The organism is Cysteiniphilum sp. (assembly GCF_057495195.1).
The window spans coordinates 97,462-117,526 of record NZ_JBXTEF010000028.1; the positions used below are offsets into that span (position 1 = coordinate 97,462).

General features: G+C 39.1%; 18 protein-coding genes and 1 tRNA gene. 9 read left to right on the top strand and 10 right to left on the bottom strand.

Going from position 1 to position 20,065, the window contains the following annotated elements:
• Positions 1 to 10: 10 nt before the first annotated feature.
• From ACY10D_RS03090 to ACY10D_RS03110, 5 genes are all read left to right on the top strand, one after another.
• Entirely contained in the window at positions 11 to 3,028 is a 3,018-nt protein-coding gene (locus ACY10D_RS03090; protein ID WP_486999314.1) for a type I restriction endonuclease subunit R, read from the top strand.
• Positions 3,021 to 4,307, top strand: a complete 1,287-nt coding sequence (locus tag ACY10D_RS03095) for a restriction endonuclease subunit S (protein WP_486999315.1) — start codon at positions 3,021 to 3,023, stop codon at positions 4,305 to 4,307. Before ACY10D_RS03090 ends, ACY10D_RS03095 begins: the two co-directional genes overlap by 8 nt.
• A gap of 5 nt (positions 4,308 to 4,312) precedes the next feature.
• A complete protein-coding gene (locus tag ACY10D_RS03100) occupies positions 4,313 to 5,323 on the top strand; it encodes a PDDEXK nuclease domain-containing protein (protein ID WP_486999316.1) in 1,011 nt (336 codons plus the stop codon).
• 81 nt (positions 5,324 to 5,404) lie between these two features.
• Positions 5,405 to 6,589: an AAA family ATPase gene (locus ACY10D_RS03105; protein ID WP_486999317.1), complete on the top strand. Its 1,185-nt coding sequence runs from the start codon at positions 5,405 to 5,407 to the stop codon at positions 6,587 to 6,589.
• Positions 6,586 to 8,205 (top strand): type I restriction-modification system subunit M, encoded by a 1,620-nt coding sequence (locus ACY10D_RS03110; protein WP_486999318.1) that lies wholly within the window; start codon positions 6,586 to 6,588, stop codon positions 8,203 to 8,205. The genes ACY10D_RS03105 and ACY10D_RS03110 overlap by 4 nt, the downstream gene beginning before the upstream one ends.
• Positions 8,206 to 8,260: 55 nt before the next feature.
• On the opposite strand, the gene ndk is transcribed toward ACY10D_RS03110, so the two are convergent.
• The 6 genes from ndk to ACY10D_RS03140 all read right to left on the bottom strand — a co-directional run bounded on the left by ndk (position 8,261) and on the right by ACY10D_RS03140 (position 13,998).
• Positions 8,261 to 8,686 (bottom strand): nucleoside-diphosphate kinase, encoded by a 426-nt coding sequence (gene ndk / locus ACY10D_RS03115; protein ID WP_486999319.1) that lies wholly within the window; start codon positions 8,684 to 8,686, stop codon positions 8,261 to 8,263.
• A gap of 100 nt (positions 8,687 to 8,786) precedes the next feature.
• Positions 8,787 to 9,248, bottom strand: coding sequence for a hypothetical protein (locus ACY10D_RS03120; RefSeq protein WP_486999320.1), 462 nt, complete (start codon positions 9,246 to 9,248; stop codon positions 8,787 to 8,789).
• A 149-nt stretch (positions 9,249 to 9,397) separates the two neighbouring features.
• Positions 9,398 to 10,471 carry a type IV pilus assembly protein FimV gene (locus tag ACY10D_RS03125; protein ID WP_486999321.1) on the bottom strand — a complete coding sequence of 358 codons (1,074 nt, stop codon included), beginning with the start codon at positions 10,469 to 10,471 and terminating at the stop codon, positions 9,398 to 9,400.
• A 63-nt stretch (positions 10,472 to 10,534) separates the two neighbouring features.
• Positions 10,535 to 12,079, bottom strand: coding sequence for a murein biosynthesis integral membrane protein MurJ (gene murJ, locus ACY10D_RS03130; RefSeq protein ID WP_486999322.1), 1,545 nt, complete (start codon positions 12,077 to 12,079; stop codon positions 10,535 to 10,537).
• Positions 12,080 to 12,198: 119 nt separating this feature from the next.
• On the bottom strand, positions 12,199 to 13,602 hold the full coding sequence (gene asnS, locus ACY10D_RS03135; RefSeq protein WP_486999323.1) for an asparagine--tRNA ligase: 1,404 nt from the start codon (positions 13,600 to 13,602) through the stop codon (positions 12,199 to 12,201).
• Between the two features lie 320 nt (positions 13,603 to 13,922).
• A tRNA-Lys gene (locus tag ACY10D_RS03140) sits at positions 13,923 to 13,998 on the bottom strand.
• Between the two features lie 42 nt (positions 13,999 to 14,040).
• Here ACY10D_RS03140 and ACY10D_RS03145 point away from each other — a divergent pair.
• Positions 14,041 to 14,649, top strand: coding sequence for a GspH/FimT family protein (locus ACY10D_RS03145; RefSeq protein WP_486999324.1), 609 nt, complete (start codon positions 14,041 to 14,043; stop codon positions 14,647 to 14,649).
• Between the two features lie 94 nt (positions 14,650 to 14,743).
• Here ACY10D_RS03145 and ACY10D_RS03150 read toward each other — a convergent pair whose 3' ends face one another.
• Together ACY10D_RS03150 and ACY10D_RS03155 are read right to left on the bottom strand one after the other, a co-directional pair.
• Complete coding sequence (locus ACY10D_RS03150) at positions 14,744 to 14,812, bottom strand: prepilin-type N-terminal cleavage/methylation domain-containing protein (RefSeq protein WP_486999331.1); 69 nt, start codon at positions 14,810 to 14,812, stop codon at positions 14,744 to 14,746.
• 22 nt (positions 14,813 to 14,834) lie between these two features.
• Positions 14,835 to 15,017 carry a CBU_0585 family protein gene (locus ACY10D_RS03155; RefSeq protein WP_151192829.1) on the bottom strand — a complete coding sequence of 61 codons (183 nt, stop codon included), beginning with the start codon at positions 15,015 to 15,017 and terminating at the stop codon, positions 14,835 to 14,837.
• Positions 15,018 to 15,108: 91 nt separating this feature from the next.
• Here ACY10D_RS03155 and ACY10D_RS03160 point away from each other — a divergent pair, with 91 nt between their 5' ends.
• Positions 15,109 to 16,560: a potassium transporter TrkG gene (locus ACY10D_RS03160; RefSeq protein WP_486999325.1), complete on the top strand. Its 1,452-nt coding sequence runs from the start codon at positions 15,109 to 15,111 to the stop codon at positions 16,558 to 16,560.
• On the opposite strand, the gene ACY10D_RS03165 is transcribed toward ACY10D_RS03160, so the two are convergent.
• Complete coding sequence (locus ACY10D_RS03165; RefSeq protein ID WP_486999326.1) at positions 16,561 to 17,601, bottom strand: type IV pilus twitching motility protein PilT; 1,041 nt, start codon at positions 17,599 to 17,601, stop codon at positions 16,561 to 16,563.
• A 46-nt stretch (positions 17,602 to 17,647) separates the two neighbouring features.
• Between ACY10D_RS03165 and ACY10D_RS03170 the strand changes: the two genes are divergently transcribed.
• Together ACY10D_RS03170 and ACY10D_RS03175 are read left to right on the top strand one after the other, a co-directional pair.
• Positions 17,648 to 18,346 (top strand): YggS family pyridoxal phosphate-dependent enzyme, encoded by a 699-nt coding sequence (locus ACY10D_RS03170; protein WP_486999327.1) that lies wholly within the window; start codon positions 17,648 to 17,650, stop codon positions 18,344 to 18,346.
• A 13-nt stretch (positions 18,347 to 18,359) separates the two neighbouring features.
• Complete coding sequence (locus tag ACY10D_RS03175) at positions 18,360 to 19,469, top strand: SGNH/GDSL hydrolase family protein (RefSeq protein ID WP_486999328.1); 1,110 nt, start codon at positions 18,360 to 18,362, stop codon at positions 19,467 to 19,469.
• Here the strand turns inward: ACY10D_RS03175 and ACY10D_RS03180 are convergent.
• Positions 19,408 to 19,866 (bottom strand): acyl-CoA thioesterase, encoded by a 459-nt coding sequence (locus ACY10D_RS03180; RefSeq protein WP_486999329.1) that lies wholly within the window; start codon positions 19,864 to 19,866, stop codon positions 19,408 to 19,410. The two genes, ACY10D_RS03175 and ACY10D_RS03180, sit on opposite strands and share 62 nt — an antisense overlap.
• Positions 19,867 to 20,065: the final 199 nt, after the last annotated feature.

Here is a 20,065-nt window from a genome sequence, read left to right on the forward strand (position 1 = left end):
GGGCGGATATATGACAAAAGAACAACACATCGAAGATGCTTTAATTTCTAAGCTACAAGATCTTAAATACACCTATCGCGAAGACATATGTGATAAAGATACCCTTGAACAAAATTTCCGCAAAAAATTTGAAGCGCTCAATTATGTTAGATTGACTGATGCCGAATTTTCCCGTCTGCGTGATGAGATCGTTAATCCAGATGTTTTTGTTGCCGCTAAAACGTTGCGTGAACGCAACACGTTTCAGCGTGAAGACGGTACACCATTGCACTATACCTTGGTTAATATCAAGGATTGGTGTAAAAACGAGTTTGAGGTTATTAATCAGTTGCGTATCAATACCGATAACAGTCATCATCGTTACGATGTCATTTTGCTGATCAATGGTGTTCCTGTGGTGCAAATTGAGCTGAAAACACTTGGTCTTTCACCACGGCGTGCTATGGAGCAAATCGTCGAGTATAAAAATGATATAGGTAATGGGTACTCTAATACACTGTTGTGCTTCATGCAGCTTTTTATTGTGAGTAATTATAGTAATACGCTCTATTTTGCTAATAATCACAATCAGCATTTTAGCTTTAATGCGGATGAACGCTTTTTACCTATTTATCAGCTTGCCAAAGAAGACAATACAAAAATCAGCCATCTTAATGATTTTGCCGATAATTTCTTAGCTAAATGCACCTTAGGTCAAATGATTAGCCGTTATATGGTGTTAGTGGCTAGCGAGCAAAAACTGATGATCATGCGTCCTTATCAGATCTATGCAGTTAAGGCGATTGTCGATTGTATTCATCAAAATCGTGGCAATGGGTATATCTGGCACACTACAGGGAGCGGTAAAACGCTTACGTCATTTAAGGCTTCTACATTGTTAAAAGACAATCCAGATGTTGATAAATGCCTTTTTGTTGTAGATCGTAAAGACCTTGACCGCCAAACTCGTGAGGAATTCAATAAGTTTCAAGAAGGCTGTGTTGAGGAAAATACTAATACCGAAGCTTTGGTTCGACGTATGTTATCGGACGATTATTCTAATAAGGTCATTGTAACTACGATTCAAAAACTTGGACTTGCGCTAGATGAGAACAGTAAACGTAATCAGCAGCATAGAAGAAATGGCAAACAAACGTATAAAGAACGCCTTGAGCCTCTACGCGATCAAAGAATCGTTTTTATTTTTGATGAGTGTCATCGTTCTCAATTTGGTGATAACCATCAGGCAATTAAAGCTTTTTTTCCTAAAGCACAATTATTTGGTTTCACGGGCACACCTATTTTTGAAGATAATGCGACCTATAAGAAGATTGATGGGACCATTGGCTCATACAAAACCACTGAGGATGTTTTTGAAAAACAGCTACATGCCTATACTATTACTAATGCTATTGATGATCGCAATGTGTTGCGTTTTCATATCGATTATTTCGGTGAAAAGCTTAAAGATGATAAAAGTGATCAAAAGAAAACGTCAAAACCTAAGTTGCCATCACCAGAATCTGTTGTTAATGAAATACTTAAAAAGCATGATGCGGCAACTAATCAGCGTCGTTTCAATGCCATACTAGCAACGGCTTCTATTAATAATGCTATTACATACTATGAGTTATTTAAGCAAGCGCAATCTGCAAAACTACTTGATGATGAGAGTTATACACCGTTGAACATCGCCTGTGTATTCTCACCCCCCGCTGAAGGCAATAAAGATGTTCAGCAAATACAAGAAGATTTGCCCCAAGAAAAGGAGGATAACCAAGAAGCGCCTGATGAAAAGAAAGCAGCATTGAAAACCATCATTGCTGACTACAATGCGCAATATAATACCAATCACGCGATCAGTGAATTCGATCTGTATTATCAAGATGTGCAGCAACGCATTAAAGATCAGAAATATACGAATAGGGATTACCCGCATAAAAACAAAATTGATATTATTATTGTGGTGGATATGTTACTCACAGGCTTTGATTCGAAATATCTCAATACCTTATACGTTGATAAGAATCTAAAATATCATGGCTTAATTCAAGCTTTCTCGCGCACAAATCGTGTGCTTAATGACACAAAACCCTATGGTAATATCTTGGATTTCCGACACCAAGAAGATGCTGTTAATACGGCAATTGCCCGTTTTTCAGGGCAAGATAAGCGTCGTGCCAAAGAAATCTGGCTTGTTGATCCTGCGCCTGAAGTGATTCAGAAGTTAGATAGTGCAATGAATGATCTAGAGAACTTCATGGATTCACAAGGACTTGCCTGTAGCCCTGAAAACGTTAATAACCTAAAAGGAGATGCTGCTAGAAGCGAATTTATTAACCGTTTCAAAGAAGTTCAGCGCTTAAAAACCCAACTTGATCAGTATACTGACCTGAATGAAGCACAGTTAGCAAGTGTCAATGCTTTATTACCCGAGGAGCAGTTGCGTGGCTTTAAAAGCATGTATCTAGAAACAGCACAGCGCTTGAAAGTGCAGCAAGGTAAGGGTGATGGTGATCCAAATGACCCATTGCAACAATTAGAATTTGAGTTGGTGCTGTTTGCATCAAGCGTGATTGATTACGACTATATTATGAACTTAATCGCCAAATCTACGGACAACAATAAATCGAATAAACACAAGATGAGTCGTCAACAGTTGATCGACTTAATCAGCTCAAGCGCTAATCTAATGGATGAGCGAGATGATATTGTGGACTACATCAACAGCTTACCTATGAATCAAAGTTTGAATGAAAAGGCTATTCGTGAAGGCTATCAACAGTTTAAAGCTAAAAAGTCCGCCAAGGAACTCGCCGCAATAGCAGATAAGCACCGCATTGCACGAGAGGCTTTACAGGCTTTTGTTGACAGTATTTTAGATCGAATGATATTCGATGGTGAAAAGCTTAGCGATTTATTGCAACCGCTAGATTTAGGATGGAAGGCGCGTACCCAGGCAGAGCTTGCATTGATGGATGAACTGGTGCCATTACTCAATAAATTTGCCCAAGGACAAGAGATTTCAGGATTGGCGGCATATGAGTAAGCAAGATAAAAAAAGCTTGATGCCTGAGTTGCGGTTTCCGGAGTTTAAAGGTATAGGTGGTTGGGAGAAGCTTTCTCTAATTCAGTTGGCAAAATTTCGCCGAGGCAGTTTTCCTCAGCCTTATGGATTGTCTAAATGGTTTAACGATGAGAATGGAATGCCATTCATTCAGGTGTTTGACGTCAACAACAATTTACAATTAAAACCAACCACAAAAAGAAGAATTAGTAAACTTGCCGCAGAGCAAAGTGTTTTTATTCTTAAAGGAACATTGATTGTCACATTGCAGGGCTCAATTGGTAGGGTTGCGATTACTCAATATGACGCTTATGTAGATAGAACTATATTGATTTTTGAAGAGTTCCATAAACCAACAGAAAAATTATTTTTTGCCTATATCATTCAGAATTTATTTGAACTTGAAAAAGAAAGAGCCCCTGGTGGGATAATAAAAACTATTACAAAAGAGGTGTTAAGTGATTTTACTGTAAGGGTTCCCCAATTCCCAGAACAACAAAAAATCGCCGATTGTCTATCTTCCCTTGACGAACTGATTAGCGCGCATATCCAAAAGCACGAAGCACTGCAATCCTATAAAAAAGGCTTAATGCAAAACCTTTTTCCCGCTGAAGGTCAAACTGTTCCAACATTGCGATTTTCTGAGTTTGAGAATGCAGAAGCTTGGCGTAAAGGGATAACTGATAACCTTGCTGTATTGACTATGGGATATGCATTTAAAAGTACTGATTTTATGGATGAAGGAATTCAATTGGTTCGAATGGGCAATCTGTATCAAGGTGTATTAAAATTTGATCGTTCACCGGTCTTCTTACCTACAAACTATGAAGAAGAGTATTCGCGATTTGTCATAAAGCCATGCGATCTTTTGATGTCAATGACCGGAACGGCAGGAAAGGAAGACTATGGCTTTGTGGTTCAAGTCCCAGCTGAAAGCCCCAATTTATTATTGAATCAACGGGTTGTTAAAATATCACCCAAAAAAGATTGTATTAAAGGTTTTTTGTTACAGACACTAAAGAGTGAAAATTTTCTGAAAAAGCTATATAAATTGCCTGGTGGAACAAAACAGGCCAATTTATCAGCGCAGCAACTTAAGGAATTAGATGTCTACTTTCCGGAGGTTAGAGAGCAACAAAAAATCGCTGATTGTTTGTCTTCCATTGATAACCTGATCACAGCACAGGCGCAAAAGATTGAAGCGCTAAAAGTACATAAAAAAGGTTTAATGCAGCAACTTTTTCCAACAGTGGAGGATTAAGGTATATGAAGGGATTAACCGTATTCCATCAGGATATTAAGTCTATTCTTGAGCGAGCGCGTAGTAAAACGCGCTCGGCAATAAACTCTGCTATGGTGGAGGCGTATTGGTTAATTGGTCAGCGTATCGTTGAGGAAGAGCAACAAGGAGATGTAAAGGCGAAATATGGTCAGCGTTTATTAGAGAACCTTTCGGTTGAGCTTTCGGCGATATTTGGCAAGGGTTTTTCTTATGCCAATCTGCGTAATTTTCGACAATTCTACTTAACCTATCCAGATCAAGAGATTTGCTACACATTGTGTAGCAAATTGAGTTGGAGTCATAATCGTTTGATCATGCGTGTTGATAACTATGAAGCGCGAAATTATTACCTAAAAGAAGTTATCAGCCAGCAATGGAGTGTTCGACAGCTAGAGCGAAATATTAAAAGCCTAAGCTATCAGCGTTTGCTATCATCGCAATCTGCCCATGTTCAGTCAAGGCAGCCAGATAATCTCCAAATGCTTGATTTTATTAAAGACCCTTATGTATTAGAGTTCTTACAATTGTCTGAACGTGAGTTGTTAAAAGAAAGCAAGCTGGAACAAGCAATTATTGATGAGTTACAAAAATTCCTGTTGGAAATGGGCAAGGGATTTTCGTTTGTAGGAAGGCAAATGCGCATCAGTAGCGAGACCAGCCACTTTTATATTGACTTGGTATTTTATAATTATCTACTTAAGTGCTTTGTTATTGTCGACCTGAAAATAGGCAAGCTAACTCATCAAGATATAGGGCAGATGGATATGTATGTTCGTATGTTTGATGACCTTAAGCGTGGTGAAGATGATAACCCTACTATTGGTATCATTCTTTGTGATAGTAAAGATGAAACCATAGTTAAATACTCCGTGATCAAGGAAAGTCAGCAGCTTTTTGCTTCCAAGTATCAGCGTATACTTCCTACTGAAGAAGAGTTAACTGCTGAAATTGCTCGCGAGAAGCGTTTAATAAGAGAGTCAACACGTGATGAATAAACAGAACGATATAAAATTCCTAAAATCCGATGAAAAAGGTTTAATGCAGCAGATTTTTCCTAGCACGGGAGGGATGGGTGTATGAGTAAAATGCAAACCTATCAGAATTTAAGCAAACTGGTCACTCGCCTGCGCGATGATTTAAATGATAAGGAGCTTGTTCTTTTATATGCATATAATCGTACAGGCAAAACTCGATTGTCGATGGATTTCAAAGATCAAGGAAAAAGAAAGAATTCAGGAAAACCGGACACGCTTTATTTTAATGCTTTTACCGAGGATTTGTTTACGTGGGATAACGATTTGGAAAATGACGCTGCTCGCGGGCTAAAAGTGAATCAATTCTCCAAATTCTTTGATGGATTTACTAATTTGGGGCTTGAACCGACAATTGATGATTATCTTAGTCGCTATGCTGACTTTGGCTTTGATTTTGAATATAAAGAAATTAGGCAAGGAAACGAATCATTTACCAAGCCTCACTTTGTAAAATTCAGTAAAGAAGGGCAAGAAAATATTAAAATTTCTCGAGGTGAAGAAAGTATTTTTATTTGGTGCATATTTATGGCAATTTGCGAGCGTGTACTTGATGGTCAGGAATCTTATCAATGGGTGAAATATATTTACATTGATGATCCTGTGTCGTCACTTGACGATAACAATGCAATCTCAGTCGCCTGTGATTTGGCTAAACTTCTCCGTCGCGCAGCAAATCGTATGAATGATGGCGGCGCTTCTAATCCGATGAAAATTGTGGTTTCTTCACATCATTCGCTATTCTTTAATGTCATGTGCAATGAGATTGGTAGAACAAAAGAAAATGAGCCAAAAGTAAGGCATAAACGTTATTTTCTCCATCGTGCCAAGAGTGATAATCTTTATACGCTTCGCGCTACTGAAGATACGCCATATTTTCACCATGTTGCCACACTGTCGGAGCTACAAAAAGCAGCAGAGCCCGATAGTGGGATGCTTTATACATTTCATTTCAACGCCTTGCGTAGCATTATGGAGAAAACTGCAGCTTTCTTTGGTCACTCAGATATTAATTTTTGTCTTAAGGCTATCGATAGTGATGAGAATAGTGCTTTGTTTAACCGTGCCCTTAATCTTCTGAGTCATGGAAAATATGCTATTCATGAGCCAACGCCAATGGGTGAAGATAATCAAGACTTATTTCGGAAAATTCTTGAAAAATTCATCGATAGCTTTCAATTTGAGCTACCAGAAATATTTAGTGAAAGTACAAAAAGGGCAAAATTATGACCGAACAACAATTAAAAGATCTGGGGAAAACCCTTTGGAGTATTGCCGATAATTTACGTGGTGCAATGAACGCTGATGATTTTCGTGATTATATGCTGTCATTCCTGTTCTTACGCTATCTGTCAGATAACTATGAGGTGGCGGCGAAAAAAGAGCTAGGTTTAGATTATCCGAAGCTAGAGCAAGATGATAATCGTACCCCGTTAAGCGTATGGTATGAACAAAACAAAGATGATATTACTGAATTTGAGAAGCAAATGCGGCGTAAAGTGCATTATGTGATTGAGCCTACTTATTTATGGGGCAGTGTCGCTGAGCTTGCTAGAACGCAGCATAATGATTTGCTAATTACATTACAGCAAGGCTTTAAGTACATTGAAACTAAATCCTTTGAAAATAGCTTTCAGGGCTTGTTCTCAGAGGTTAATCTGGATTCTGAGAAGCTGGGCAGAGACTATAAACTTCGCAATGCCAAACTTTGCACGATCATTAGCAAAATTGCAGAAGAAATTTCAGGATTCTCAACCGATAGTGACACCCTTGGCGATGCCTATGAATATCTGATTGGTCAATTCGCAGCAGGCTCTGGTAAAAAGGCAGGTGAGTTTTATACGCCACAGCAAATTTCAACCATATTATCTGAAATTGTCACACTGGATAGTCAGGAACCTGCAGCGGGCAAGAAAAAAAAGCTCAATAAGGTATTAGACTTTGCCTGTGGTTCAGGATCATTGTTATTAAATGTACGTAATCAACTGGGAAATCACGGCATTGGTAAAATTTATGGACAAGAAAAAAACATTACTACTTACAACCTTGCTCGGATGAATATGCTGTTGCATGGGGTGAAATATTCTGAGTTTGACATCCATCATGGTGATTCATTGCTTAATGACTGGGACATACTCAATGAAATGAATCCCGCTAAAAAACTGCAATGTGATGCGGTTGTTGCTAATCCCCCGTTTAGTTATCGTTGGGAGCCTACTGAAGTTTTGGGCGAGGATTTTCGCTTTAAAAGCTATGGTCTGGCGCCTAAGTCTGCGGCAGACTTCGCCTTTTTACTGCATGGTTTTCATTTCTTAGGTGATGAGGGAACAATGGCGATTATTTTGCCTCATGGTGTACTGTTTCGTGGAGGTGCAGAATCTCATATTCGCACTAAGCTCTTAAAGGATAATAATATTGATACTGTGATTGGTCTACCTGCCAATCTATTTTTCTCAACAGGGATCCCTGTTTGTATCCTTGTATTGAAAAAATGCAAAAAGCCTGATGATGTTCTTTTCATTAACGCCAGTGAGTGTTTTGAAAAAGGTAAACGACAAAACCGTTTATTGCCAGAACATATAAATAAAATTGTTGAAACTTATCAATTTCGTAAAGAAGAAGAGCGTTATTCAAGATGCGTTTCTATGGAAGAAATCAAAAAGAATGACTACAACTTAAATATCTCAAGATATGTGAGCACTGCCAAGCCTGAGGAGAAAGTTGATTTACAAGCAATTAATAAATCTCTTGTCGATATCGAAAAAAATATTATTGCGTCAACGACTAAGCACAATAAGTTTTTAGAAGAGTTGGGTTTGCCGGCATTGCCAATAGGAAAAAGTTAATAAAAAAATGCAGGGTAATTTATACCCAAACTAAAAACAATAATCTATCAAAAAATTAACGTGCGCAAACTTCTAAACCACTGAAGAAGAAAGCGATCTCAACAGCAGCCGTTTCAGCGGCATCTGAACCATGGACAGCATTAGCATCAATGCTATCAGCAAAATCAGCACGAATCGTGCCAGCAGCCGCTTCTTTAGGGTTTGTTGCACCCATTAAATCACGATTCTTAAGAATAGCATTTTCACCTTCTAATACTTGAATCATCACAGGACCTGAGCTCATGAATTTTACAAGGTCATTGTAGAAAGGACGCTCTTTGTGCACAGCGTAGAATTCACCTGCTTCAGCTGCTGATAGTTGCTTCATTTTAGCCGCAATCACTTTAAGACCTGCTTGTTCAAAACGCGAGTAAATTTGACCAATAACATTCTTAGCAACCGCATCAGGTTTGATAATCGAAAGTGTTCTTTCAATAGCCATTTATATTTTCCTTATTTTTTATTTGATAAAAGTCTTGGGCATTATACAAATGAACGAATGGAATGCAAGATTAAGCTGACAGCAAAGAATGAAAATGGATTTAAAAATACTTTGAATAAGTTTGCGCCACAACAAAACTATTATCTGCAGCCTTTACTGTCGCATCGGATAAATTAGCATGATAACCTGAGATACGTGTATTATTGCCTTGGTTTTTGACATCAAATTGATAAAGAATACCGTTGATTTCACAACTATATTTTGTTGTGCACTGAATATTGCCAAACACACCACCAAGTGCTTTGATCGTTTGTGCATAGTTATAGTTATGCATATGAATGACATTGTTTACTGTGGTGTGATTAAGTGCTAGATATTGATTGTAATTGCTTTGTAGTTCAACTTTTAAGTTCTCTGAAATTTTCTTATAAGCTTGAAACTTAGCAAAGAAAATAAAAGCCATATACAGTAAGACACCAGCAAGGATCAGTAGCACCAAAATGGCAACGGTTTGTTTGCCACTAGAGGCTTTCTTGCTTGGTTGTAGTAGTTTTTCGTCCATTAGTTATCCTTAGTTATTGGAGTGACATACTTTCTCTATTACAACACCCCGCCTCGCAAACTTGGCACCCTTCTTAGAAAGAGGCGTGGCAACCGTGGGCTGACGGGGTGTTTATAAAATCATCTTTTTTCTAAAGTGTGTAACTTCAATTAGTTAATACCAAAATATTTATTATAAAGCGCGTTGATTTCTTGCCAACGCTTATCATCATAAGGTAAAAGATTAGATGCCAAGTAATCGCGCTCACTATTAAATGAAATCTCATCACCATCAGCAGCGTAGACTGTCAAGATCTTAAGACGAATATTTAAATTCTTAGCATCGCTATTTAACGCTTCTTGTAAGAGTGCTTTAGCCTGAGCTATATCGTGCGTTTCAATTAATTCATCTGCCTTCTTAAGAAGGTTCACAAGTTCATCTTTGGATTTCTTCTTGGTGGTCTTTTTATCATTTGATGCGTTAACTGGTGTGTCAATATTAATTTTGACCTCAGGCTGTTTGGCATAAAACTGCTCTTTTAATTGACGTTTATCATCAGTTGACCTTGATGACTTACGTTTATAGCGGCGACGCCATATTAACAGGGCAATAATGATAATTAATAGAATAATATACCATTTGCTACCATCACTTTTTGTTTCGGTAGTGACGGTGGTTTGTGTGTCATTGGCATTCTGTGATTGATCGTCTGTATTTGCCATAGGAATAACGACACCTTGTTGCGTGTTTTCGTTGGTATTATCTATTGAGTTATTAGCGCTGCTAGGTGTGTTGTTACTAGAGATTACTGCAGTCTGCTGATTATCAAGCGTGGGTGCACTGGTGTTTGGGTGCTCTGGTTCTGCAGTTGTATTTGGCGCTCTAACCGTTGGCTTAGTCTTGACTGGAGCAGGTGCAGGCGCTTTAGGGGTGAGGTATTGTGTATGCCTTAGGTTATAAAGTTTTAAACCATCTTCAAGCTCAGCTTTAGTGCTTGGAATTAAAAGCTTCTGATTAATATTAACAATATTATCATTAATTGAGGGGTTTTCTTTGGCATTGATTCCTTTAATTGCAGCAATCATATCTTTGTTAGGAATGCCCGAGATACTGTGTTTACTGGCAATGCGCCATAATGAATCACCGGATTTAACGGTGTAGGTGGTAATCGCAAAGCTCGGCACCGTAAATGCTGCAGTCATTAGAATAAGTGATTTGAGATAAAGTCTGGTACTTTTTTTCACAGCCTCTCCTTAATATAAGTCATTAATCTAAGGCGTGATTGTAATCGAAAATGGCAGCAATGACTATACGCTAAGCTTAATATGTTTCAAGCGCACACCTACTAAGAATAAACAAGCAAAGTAACTAAAGATGCCAACACCTATGATCATAGATAAATGTAAAACTCGGCTTTTAAAGCTAAGTGCTAACCAATAACCTATATCCTGTTTAAGATAATATAAAATAATAAGCATAGCGCTTGCTGAGATAATGGCTCTGACAATAAGCGTGAATGTCGCAAGATCAAGGTGCGCATGGGTGATACGTTTTAATGTGAGATATAATAACAATGCGTTAATAGCTGCGGTAATCGTTGTTGAGATGGCTAATGCCAGATAACCTAAATGATGCGTTTTAAGGATTAAGATCAATATAATATTACTTAGAATATTGCAGATAATGCAGATCACGCCAATCTTTAATGCCGCTTTGGTATGTCCTTTGGCATAGAGTGCTGAGATAAATACTTTGATAAGCACAAAGGCAATCAGTCCAATAGCAAAACAGATCAAGGCACGTTGCGATTGAATGACATCAAAGGCGCTAAATTTACCATATTGGAATAGCGTAATGAGAATCGGTGCCGATAGTACGCTCATCGCAAAGGCTGCAGGAATGGTGATGATCAGGCTAAGTTTTATCCCCCAACTCACGATTTGACTAAAATTATGTGCTGAGGTTTTAATGTTACTTAATTTCGGCAAGATGGTAGTGGCAATTGCAATGCCAAAAATCCCTAAAGGAAACTGATTTAATCGATCAGGATAATATAGCCATGACAAGCTGCCAACGGCTAGAAATGAGGCAAAAACAGTATCAAGCAATAAGCTGATTTGCACGACTGAAGCACCAAGAATACCGGGTAATAGTGATTTTAATATGCGCTTTAAATGATAACTGGGTTTGCGCAAACTCAGTGTGAGTTTAACACTTAATCGTTTTACACATATGAATAGAATGATACTTTGAATGAATCCTGCGATAAACACACTCCAAGCAACAGCATAAATCGGTACTCTAAAATGCGAAGCACTTAGGATAAAGCTGATCATGCAGATATTTAGTATGCAGGGCATGAGTGCCGGAATATTAAAATGCTCATAGCGATTCAAAAGAGCAGAGAAAAGCGCGGAAATGGAAATGAAAAACACATAGGGAAACATGATTTGTAGCAATTCTTTGGCAAGAACAAATTGCGTTTGATCATGATAAAAGCCAGGGGCGAAAATCATCACCCAAATGCTGGCAAAGATAATACCTGTTAATGAGATCAAAAAGCTTGCTAAGGCAATAATGTTGAGCAAGGTAGAGAATAAATAATTTAAACGTTTATGAGATGATTGTTTGCTTAAACTTGGCACGAGCACTTGTGTTAATGATCCTTCGACAAACAAGCGGCGCATAAAATTAGGTACGCGAAAGGCAACCAAAAAAGCCTCCATTGTCGCAGTAGCGCCAAAGTATTTCGCAAAAAGCATATCGCGAATAAATCCCAAGATACGTGAAATTAGTGTGATGAAACTAAGGGTAAATGTTGATTTAAATAGGGGGGTGTTTTGCTTTCTCAAATAAATGCCCTTACTAATCACTTAACTACTAGGTGAATATGAATATTGGTGAGTACCTGCCCCTTGCGGGATCTCTCATTCAGCTTAAGCTGCGCGGGTGAGGGGGAAGTTAGAGCGAATTAAAACTTTGCATTCCCTGGGGTGCGTGGGAATGGAATCACATCACGAATATTCGGTACACCAGTGATATAGCCCAATAGACGCTCAAAACCAAGCCCAAAGCCACAATGTGGTACTGTGCCATAGCGACGTAAATCACGATACCAATATAAGCCTTCAGCATCGACACCGGTTTCAGCAATGCGCTTATCCAGTACTTCAAGACGTTCTTCACGTTGACTGCCACCGATAATCTCACCAATACCCGGCACCAATACATCCATTGCTGCAACAGTTTTATTATCGTCATTCAAACGCATATAAAAGGCTTTGATATCCTTTGGATAGTTCATTAAGACGACTGGGGATTTGAAATGCTCTTCACACAAAAAACGCTCATGTTCAGATTGTAGATCCAAGCCCCACTCAACCGGATAGTCAAATGTCTTGCCACAGCTTTTTAAGATCTCAATGGCATCTGTATATTCAACGCGAATAAAGTCATTGTTAACAACAGAGTTTAATTTATCCATCAGGCCTTTTTCCATAAACTGATCAAAGAACTTTAGATCATCTTGGCGCTCATGCATAATGGTTTTAATCACTGATTTTAAGAGATTTTCTGCCAAGTCAGCATCATCATTCAGATCAGCAAAAGCAAGCTCAGGTTCAACCATCCAAAACTCAGCCAAATGGCGTGAGGTATTTGAGTTTTCCGCACGAAATGTTGGGCCAAAGGTATAGACTTTGGATAACGCCATACAATAAGTTTCAACATTTAATTGCCCAGAGACCGTTAGAAATGTTTCACGGCCAAAAAAGTCTTGAGTGTAATCAATCTTGTCCTGATCGTTTTTAGGTAAATTCAACTGATCTAATGTTGAAACACGAAATAACTCACCAGCACCTTCACAATCATTTGAAGTTAAAATGGGTGTGTTAACCCAGAAAAAGCCTTCATCATTAAAGAAGTTATGAATAGCATTGGCTAAAGTATGACGCATGCGCGAAACGGCACCGATCAAGTTAGTACGAACGCGTAAATGTGCATGTTCTCTTAAGTGTTCCATGGTATGGCGTTTAGGTGATACCGGATAGGTTTCAGGGTTATCAATCCAGCCATGAACAATGACTTTATCCGCTTGGATTTCAACACTTTGTCCTTTGCCTTGTGATGCAACCAATGTGCCCGTCACTTCAAGCGCGCAGTCTTTAGTTAGACTCAAGATCTCTGATTGGTAATTAGCAAGTGTGCTTTCAACGATTGCCTGAATGGGATCAAAGCATGAGCCATCGTGAATAGCTAGAAAAGAAAGCCCAGCTTTTGAGTCGCGACGGCTTCTTAACCAGCCTTTAACGGTGACTTTTTGCCCAATAAGACTTGGTGTGGTAAATAGCGCTTTTGCGGTATGTGTTTGTGTCATATTTTTTTCACCTATTACTATGGTTTTTAATTTCTTTAGCATGACGGGGTGTTTATAAAATTATAGTTTTTACTAAAATGCGTAACTCCAGTAACTAAAATTTCGCAAGCGATTATAACGATATTTGAACTTAAGCGGTAGCACAGATTGCAAATTGGCATGAAGACTGACAGGGAAATCGCATTTAAATCCTCTGAATGATTTATAAGCGGTATAACATCTTCTAAAAGCCACTAAAAGTAGATATTCTCTTTGTACCACTGTCCATTGTCGACTAAAATTAGTGAAGATATTATGATGATCATAAAATGATGTAAAAATGGTGGGTCGTGCAGGATTCGAACCTGCGACCAATTGGTTAAAAGCCAACTGCTCTACCAACTGAGCTAACGACCCTAAGACAGGGCACATTATAGGGAATATGGAGTCAATTGCAATATGAACATGAGAAAAAGTAGAAAAAAGGGCGAAAATAATAAATATGCTCGAAGCTTAGGCTTTAGCTTGATCGAAGGGATGGTTGTTATTGTTGTAATGGCAATTGTTATTGCAGTTGCTGTGCCTATGATGATTGGCACCTTTGGACGTGCTAATTCAGAAATTTATTTAGATAAAGTTAAAGCGGCTTTAGAGTTAGGCCGAATCACTGCAATGTCAGAAGCGGTCAACGTCTTTCTGTGTCCAAGCGCGGATGGTGCTACGTGTGCGGCAGTGCCAGCAAGTAACTGGGGTAATAATCGCTTGATTTTATTTACAAGCTCGGATGGAGTGTCGACTGATGTTGACCGTATTATTACAACGATTGAGGCACCTAGTGAAGGTGCCTTTATTTACAGCACAAGTTCTAGTATGCGTAGATATAGACCAAGCGGTCTTTCAGCAACTAATGGAGGGTTAAGATATTGTGCAACCGTTGACAATCAAGGGGCGCAGAGATTTGATAGATCAGTCATAACTAATACAATTGGGCGTGTACGCTTAGGTATTTGCAAGAAAGCACTACCTTGTAATATTTCAGTAACAGGTTCTGCAGCAGAGGATTGTTGATGCAACTATAATATTCCCCATATTTGGGGTTATAGTTAGAGATACACAAAGAGTCTTAAAGAGGTTAAATTTTATATCAAATTGACGGGGCAGATCAAATCACACCGATCACCAAAGCGATCATAAGCTCGATAACTGAAAAGCCCTTGTAATAGGGGCATATCTTTTGAAATAGTCATTAAGATTTAGAACAGATCATCTGTTTTACGGTTGAAAATATTACGATGCTTTTGTGCTTCTTTTTTTTGTGATTGCGAGCGTGTCGGAAAGTCGCGATCGTAATTGGCAAGAAAATCTCCGGCATTACTGACGTATTCACGTTGCTTTTTATTGTCAAAAAGGTGCAGCATTTTAAGAATAATGGACATAACTTATCTAAGTTGTTGTTTCTATTTTGTTGGCGATTATACTAGAATGCCTAACAAAAACCTATACCATGTACAACCGTAAGGCAAATTTATGCGCCCAGGCCCTATTTTTAAAGTATTAGGCATGTTGCTGATGTTCTTTAGTTTGACGATGTTAACACCGATCATCGTCAGCTTGGTTTATCATGAACATAATAGCGAACCTTTTTTATCGAGCTTCTTAATTACATTGATCTCAGGGGTTGTCTTTTGGGCACTTAGCTCTAAGTCAAAAAAGCAGTTGACGGTTAAAGATGGATTTATTGTCGTGATTGCCATTTGGTCAGTGCTTGGGTTTTATGGTGCGATTCCTTATATGTTGTCAAATGGTTTGCATTTGAGCTTTTCTGATGCGGTTTTTGAATCAATCTCAGGGTTTACGACGACGGGTGCTACGGTCATCCATGGTCTTGATTCATTGCCTAAGAGTATCTTATATTATCGTCAGCAAACGCAGCTGTTAGGTGGTATGGGGATTATTATCTTATCGGTGGCAATTCTGCCAATGCTTGGTGTTGGCGGTATGCAGCTATATCGCGCTGAAGCCAATGGTCCATGGAAAGAGAATAAGTTAACCCCAAGAATCGCTGATACGGCCAAAGTGCTGTGGGGTATTTATCTGTTACTCGTTGTGCTGTGTATTATCAGTTACAAATTCGGTGGAATGAATTGGTTTAATGCGATCTGTTATGCCTATTCAACGATTGGTACCGGTGGTTTTGCGCCAACGGATGCATCTATGAGTGGTCAAACGCCGTTGATTTACTCGATCTGTATCTTTTATATGATGGTTAGTGCGACAAGCTTTGCACTGCATTTTACTGCATTTAAGCGTTTATCACTTAAGGTCTATTGGCGTGATCCTGAGTTTCGCGCTTATATCTTTTTTGCTTTTTCGATGATTGTGATTGTTGTATTAACATTGATCTCACAAGATGCAACGAAGAGCAATGATCGCGCGTTTTGGGATGGCTTATTTCAAGTTGCATCATTTGTGTCAAACACGGGCTTTACAGCGGATGCAAATTACCATTTATGGCCATTGTTCTTGCCAATCTTATTAATGGTTATTGGTCTTATTGGTGGATGTGCGGGTTCAAGCTCGGGCGGACTTAAGATCGTGCGCGCGGTACTCTTAAGAAAACAAGCTTTTCGTGAAGCAAGGCGCTTGGTGCATCCTGCGGGCGTTTTTCCTGTGAAATTTGGCAATAAAGTCATGTCAGAAACCGTCATGAGTAGTGTTTGGGGTTTTGTTGCGGCTTATTTTATTTTGTTCGTGATCTTATGGTTATGTATGATGGGGGTCGGCATTGATTCGGTGACGGCATTCTCTGCTGTTGCAGCAAGTATCTCAAACTTAGGTCCTGGTCTTGGGCAAGTGGGGGTGAATTATGCCACCTTACCAACTGAGGCGCATTGGATCTTGAACTTTGCAATGCTCTTGGGACGCTTGGAGGTCTTTACGATTTTAGTATTATTTACACCGGATTTTTGGCGCCGATAATTAGGACATTGGTTGTTGTATGGTGTTGTATTTCTTAAGCTCGTCAGCATCAATTATCCCGTGATTAAAGAGTTTGGTTAATGCCTGCTCTAAGGTTTGCATGCCCTTATTTTGACTGGTTTGCAACACATTATAAAGCTGAGGAATTTTATTCTCGCGAATAAGATTGCGTACAGCCGTGTTAGCAATGAGCACTTCATGTGCTGCGATGCGTCCGCCTTCTTTTTTACGAATAAGTCGTTGAGCAATAACAGCTTGCAAAGACTCTGAGAGCATCGAGCGAATCATTGGCTGCTCATCCCCAGGAAAGACATTAATAACCCGATCAATCGTTTTAGGTGCTGATGAGGTATGCAAGGTGGCAAATACTAAATGCCCTGTTTCAGCGGCGGTTAAAGCCAAACGAATGGTCTCAACATCACGCATCTCACTAACTAGAATATAATCTGGATCCTCACGTAGTGCCGCACGTAGAGCTGCATTAAAGCTTAAGGTATCACGTTTAACCTCACGTTGATTGATGAGGCATTGCTGTGATTTATGGGTAAACTCAATCGGATCTTCAATCGAGATAATATGTCCTTTTTCAGTTTTGTTAATATGATCAATCATTGCGGCAAGTGTCGTACTTTTACCACTGCCTGTGGGACCAGTAACGACAATCAACCCATGTGGTTTATGCATCACTTCTTTGAAGATCTCAGGTGCTTCAAGCTCATCCAATGTATAAACACTCTCCGGAATCACGCGAAAAACAAGTGCACTGCCGCGATCTTGTTTAAAGGCATTCACCCTAAAACGTGAGTGAAGCTCTGGCAAATGGACAGAGAAATCATATTCTAATGTTCCTTGGAAATGTTGATATTGCTCTGGGCTCATGACTTCATGTAAGTAGCTCTCAAGGTTTTCTTCAATTAATAGCTCATCACTGACAGATTCAATATGTCCATCAATGCGTAGCTTAGGTTTAGCACCACTTGAGAGATGTAAATCCGATGCCTTTTTGCTAATACAAAGCGATAATAATTCCGTGAGGTTCATGTTAAGATATCCTTCTTACTAACTATACCCTCTAAGACTATAGCAGATGAATCATGATCAAGAAGTGCGATTGCGACAAAATTTATCAAAGCTGCAACAACGGATTGAGTTATTAACTATTGATTGTATGATCAAGCCAAAACTATTAGCCGTATCAAAAAAACAATCTATTGAGGCGATGCGTGTGATTTACGATGCGGGTATGCGCACGTTTGCTGAGAGCCTTGTCCAGGAAGCAATTGACAAGATCCCCGTATTGCCAAAGGATATTACATGGCACTATATTGGGCGTCTGCAATCAAATAAGCTTAAAAAAATCGCACAATATTTTGATTGGGTGCATACGCTTAGCAGCATTGAACATGCTCAGAAATTACAGCGTCACTGTGCTGAGTTGGGTAAAACAATGCAGGTGCTGATTCAGATTAATGTTGATCTTGAACCACAAAAATCAGGCATTATGCTTAATGATAGCGATACAATTGAGCATCTAGTTGACTATATTGTGAAATATTGTCCTAATCTCAAACTTTGCGGCTTGATGTGTATGCTTGAGGACACTGGAGAGTATGATAAAGAGTTAGTAAGTTTTGATAAACTTGTTCAATGTAAAGACAATATAAACCAAAAGTTTAAGCTTAATCTGCAAGAGTTATCAATGGGCATGAGTGGTGATATGCCAGCAGCGATTGCCGCAGGCAGCACGATGCTACGTATAGGAAGCACTATTTTTGGCGCGCGTTAAGAGGGAGACTAGGATGTTAAAGAGAGTTTTTTGGAGTTTGATTGCGGCCCTTGTAATTGTCATTGCGATTCTTGCCTTAATTAAGCGTCAAGCTGAGGAGAGGGTTAATGATCCTCAAGCAAAGCACTTTGCGAATGTTGTCGTCTTTGGCGATAGCTTAAGTGATAGTGCTTACCATGGACAAAGTGTTGGCAATAACTATTGGGTTAAACCCAGTGGTATTACCGATAAAATTGGCGCACCAATTACCAGTGAATTAAGTGTAAATGCCCCAACACGTAAGACGTGGTTTAATTATTTTTTAGCTAAGATGCCAACGACTGCGGGAGATAAGTTTTACAATATTAAAGCGTTAAAGCCTAATATGGCTTTTGATCATAATGCGTCATTTGCAACAGCTTCGGCTGAGACCGGTGATTATTATTTAACGGATACAACATGGGCACGTGATAGGAGTGAACAATGCATCAATGGTGTGGGTGATTATGGCACTTATAATTGTGTGCCAGGCATGTTAAAGCAGTTGCAATTATATCTTGCTAATGTCAATAACAAGCCGAACCCAAAAACGCTTTTTATTTTATGGGCTGGGGGTAATGATTTTTATCAAAATATCGTGCGTATTGCGTCAAAAAATGGTCAAGCAATTGCGCATCCAATTGATAATATCGTTAAAGCGGTAAAAATATTGATGCAACATGGCGTGCCTGTAGCAAATATCTATGTGCTTGATCTGCCTAATTTTTCAATGGTGCCAGCATTGACGAATTTAATTGATGAACACATTCATAGTCATATGATGCGTCAAAGTGTGCTAGCAGTGATTTCATCCATTTCACAAATGTATAACTTAAGTTTGCAAACTAATCTTGTGCTGCAGACTTTAGGTGAATTCCCTGCCAATCATGTCTTTCCAATCGATCGACTATTTTTAGATGTTTATTTTAATAAAGACAATGTGTTGGCAAATATTGGTATTACAAAACCTGTTGATTTAACCTGTGCCGATGCGAAAGGTTTGCCGTATTGTAATGGCTTTTTATTCTATAACGGCATGCATCCTACAACAACGGTGCATCGTTATTTAGCAAGTCAGCTGCTTGATTATATTCAGATGACCTAAAGCGCTCGAAGTCTTCACGCACTTCGGGTAATACGCGTTGAATGCGCTGGGTTTTAGTGTTGATAAAAACCCAATTGGTTTCAGCCTTGGCAACGATTTCACCGCGTTGATTGATAAATTCATATTTGCGTAGTGCGGTTGAGCGCTTTATCTCATCAACCCACGTTCTAGCCTCAATAACCTCGTTTAAGAAAACCTGCTTGATGTAGTCAATAAAGTGGGTTTTGGCAACCCATGTACAATGGTATTGATGATAACGCTTGGTATTCCAACCGCAGGCGTCTGAATGCATTACCGCAATATCCTGCATCCATTTGATATAGACGATATTGCTAACATGTTTGTTAGCGTCGATATGCTCTGCTATCACATTAAAATGTGTTTTGAATGTTTGCATAAATTATTCCTTTAATTGAAATTAGGCATCTATTATTTCAACACCCCGCCTCGCAAGCTTAAGCACCCCTCTTGCAAAGAGGGGAATTCAAAGTTGACTTAGGCTCAATTCCCCTCTTTGCAACATAGGTTTATAGGGATCTTTTCTATTCATTTAATTCTTCTCCTTGTAAAGTCTGAAAGCTCGACCAAGCTAGGGC

Excerpts from the sequence above, each read along its gene's own strand:
- ACY10D_RS03110 (WP_486999318.1), top strand. The coding sequence starts at position 6,586 with ATGACCGAACAACAATTAAAAGATCTGGGGAAAACCCTTTGGAGTATT.
- ACY10D_RS03165 (WP_486999326.1), bottom strand. The coding sequence starts at position 17,601 with ATGAACCTCACGGAATTATTATCGCTTTGTATTAGCAAAAAGGCATCG.
- ACY10D_RS03175 (WP_486999328.1), top strand. The coding sequence starts at position 18,360 with ATGTTAAAGAGAGTTTTTTGGAGTTTGATTGCGGCCCTTGTAATTGTC.
- ACY10D_RS03155 (WP_151192829.1), bottom strand. The coding sequence starts at position 15,017 with ATGTCCATTATTCTTAAAATGCTGCACCTTTTTGACAATAAAAAGCAA.
- ACY10D_RS03095 (WP_486999315.1), top strand. The coding sequence starts at position 3,021 with ATGAGTAAGCAAGATAAAAAAAGCTTGATGCCTGAGTTGCGGTTTCCG.
- ACY10D_RS03090 (WP_486999314.1), top strand. The coding sequence starts at position 11 with ATGACAAAAGAACAACACATCGAAGATGCTTTAATTTCTAAGCTACAA.
- ACY10D_RS03100 (WP_486999316.1), top strand. The coding sequence starts at position 4,313 with ATGAAGGGATTAACCGTATTCCATCAGGATATTAAGTCTATTCTTGAG.
- ACY10D_RS03180 (WP_486999329.1), bottom strand. The coding sequence starts at position 19,866 with ATGCAAACATTCAAAACACATTTTAATGTGATAGCAGAGCATATCGAC.
- ACY10D_RS03160 (WP_486999325.1), top strand. The coding sequence starts at position 15,109 with ATGCGCCCAGGCCCTATTTTTAAAGTATTAGGCATGTTGCTGATGTTC.
- asnS (WP_486999323.1), bottom strand. The coding sequence starts at position 13,602 with ATGACACAAACACATACCGCAAAAGCGCTATTTACCACACCAAGTCTT.
- ACY10D_RS03120 (WP_486999320.1), bottom strand. The coding sequence starts at position 9,248 with ATGGACGAAAAACTACTACAACCAAGCAAGAAAGCCTCTAGTGGCAAA.
- ACY10D_RS03145 (WP_486999324.1), top strand. The coding sequence starts at position 14,041 with ATGAACATGAGAAAAAGTAGAAAAAAGGGCGAAAATAATAAATATGCT.
- ACY10D_RS03105 (WP_486999317.1), top strand. The coding sequence starts at position 5,405 with ATGAGTAAAATGCAAACCTATCAGAATTTAAGCAAACTGGTCACTCGC.
- ACY10D_RS03170 (WP_486999327.1), top strand. The coding sequence starts at position 17,648 with ATGAATCATGATCAAGAAGTGCGATTGCGACAAAATTTATCAAAGCTG.
- ndk (WP_486999319.1), bottom strand. The coding sequence starts at position 8,686 with ATGGCTATTGAAAGAACACTTTCGATTATCAAACCTGATGCGGTTGCT.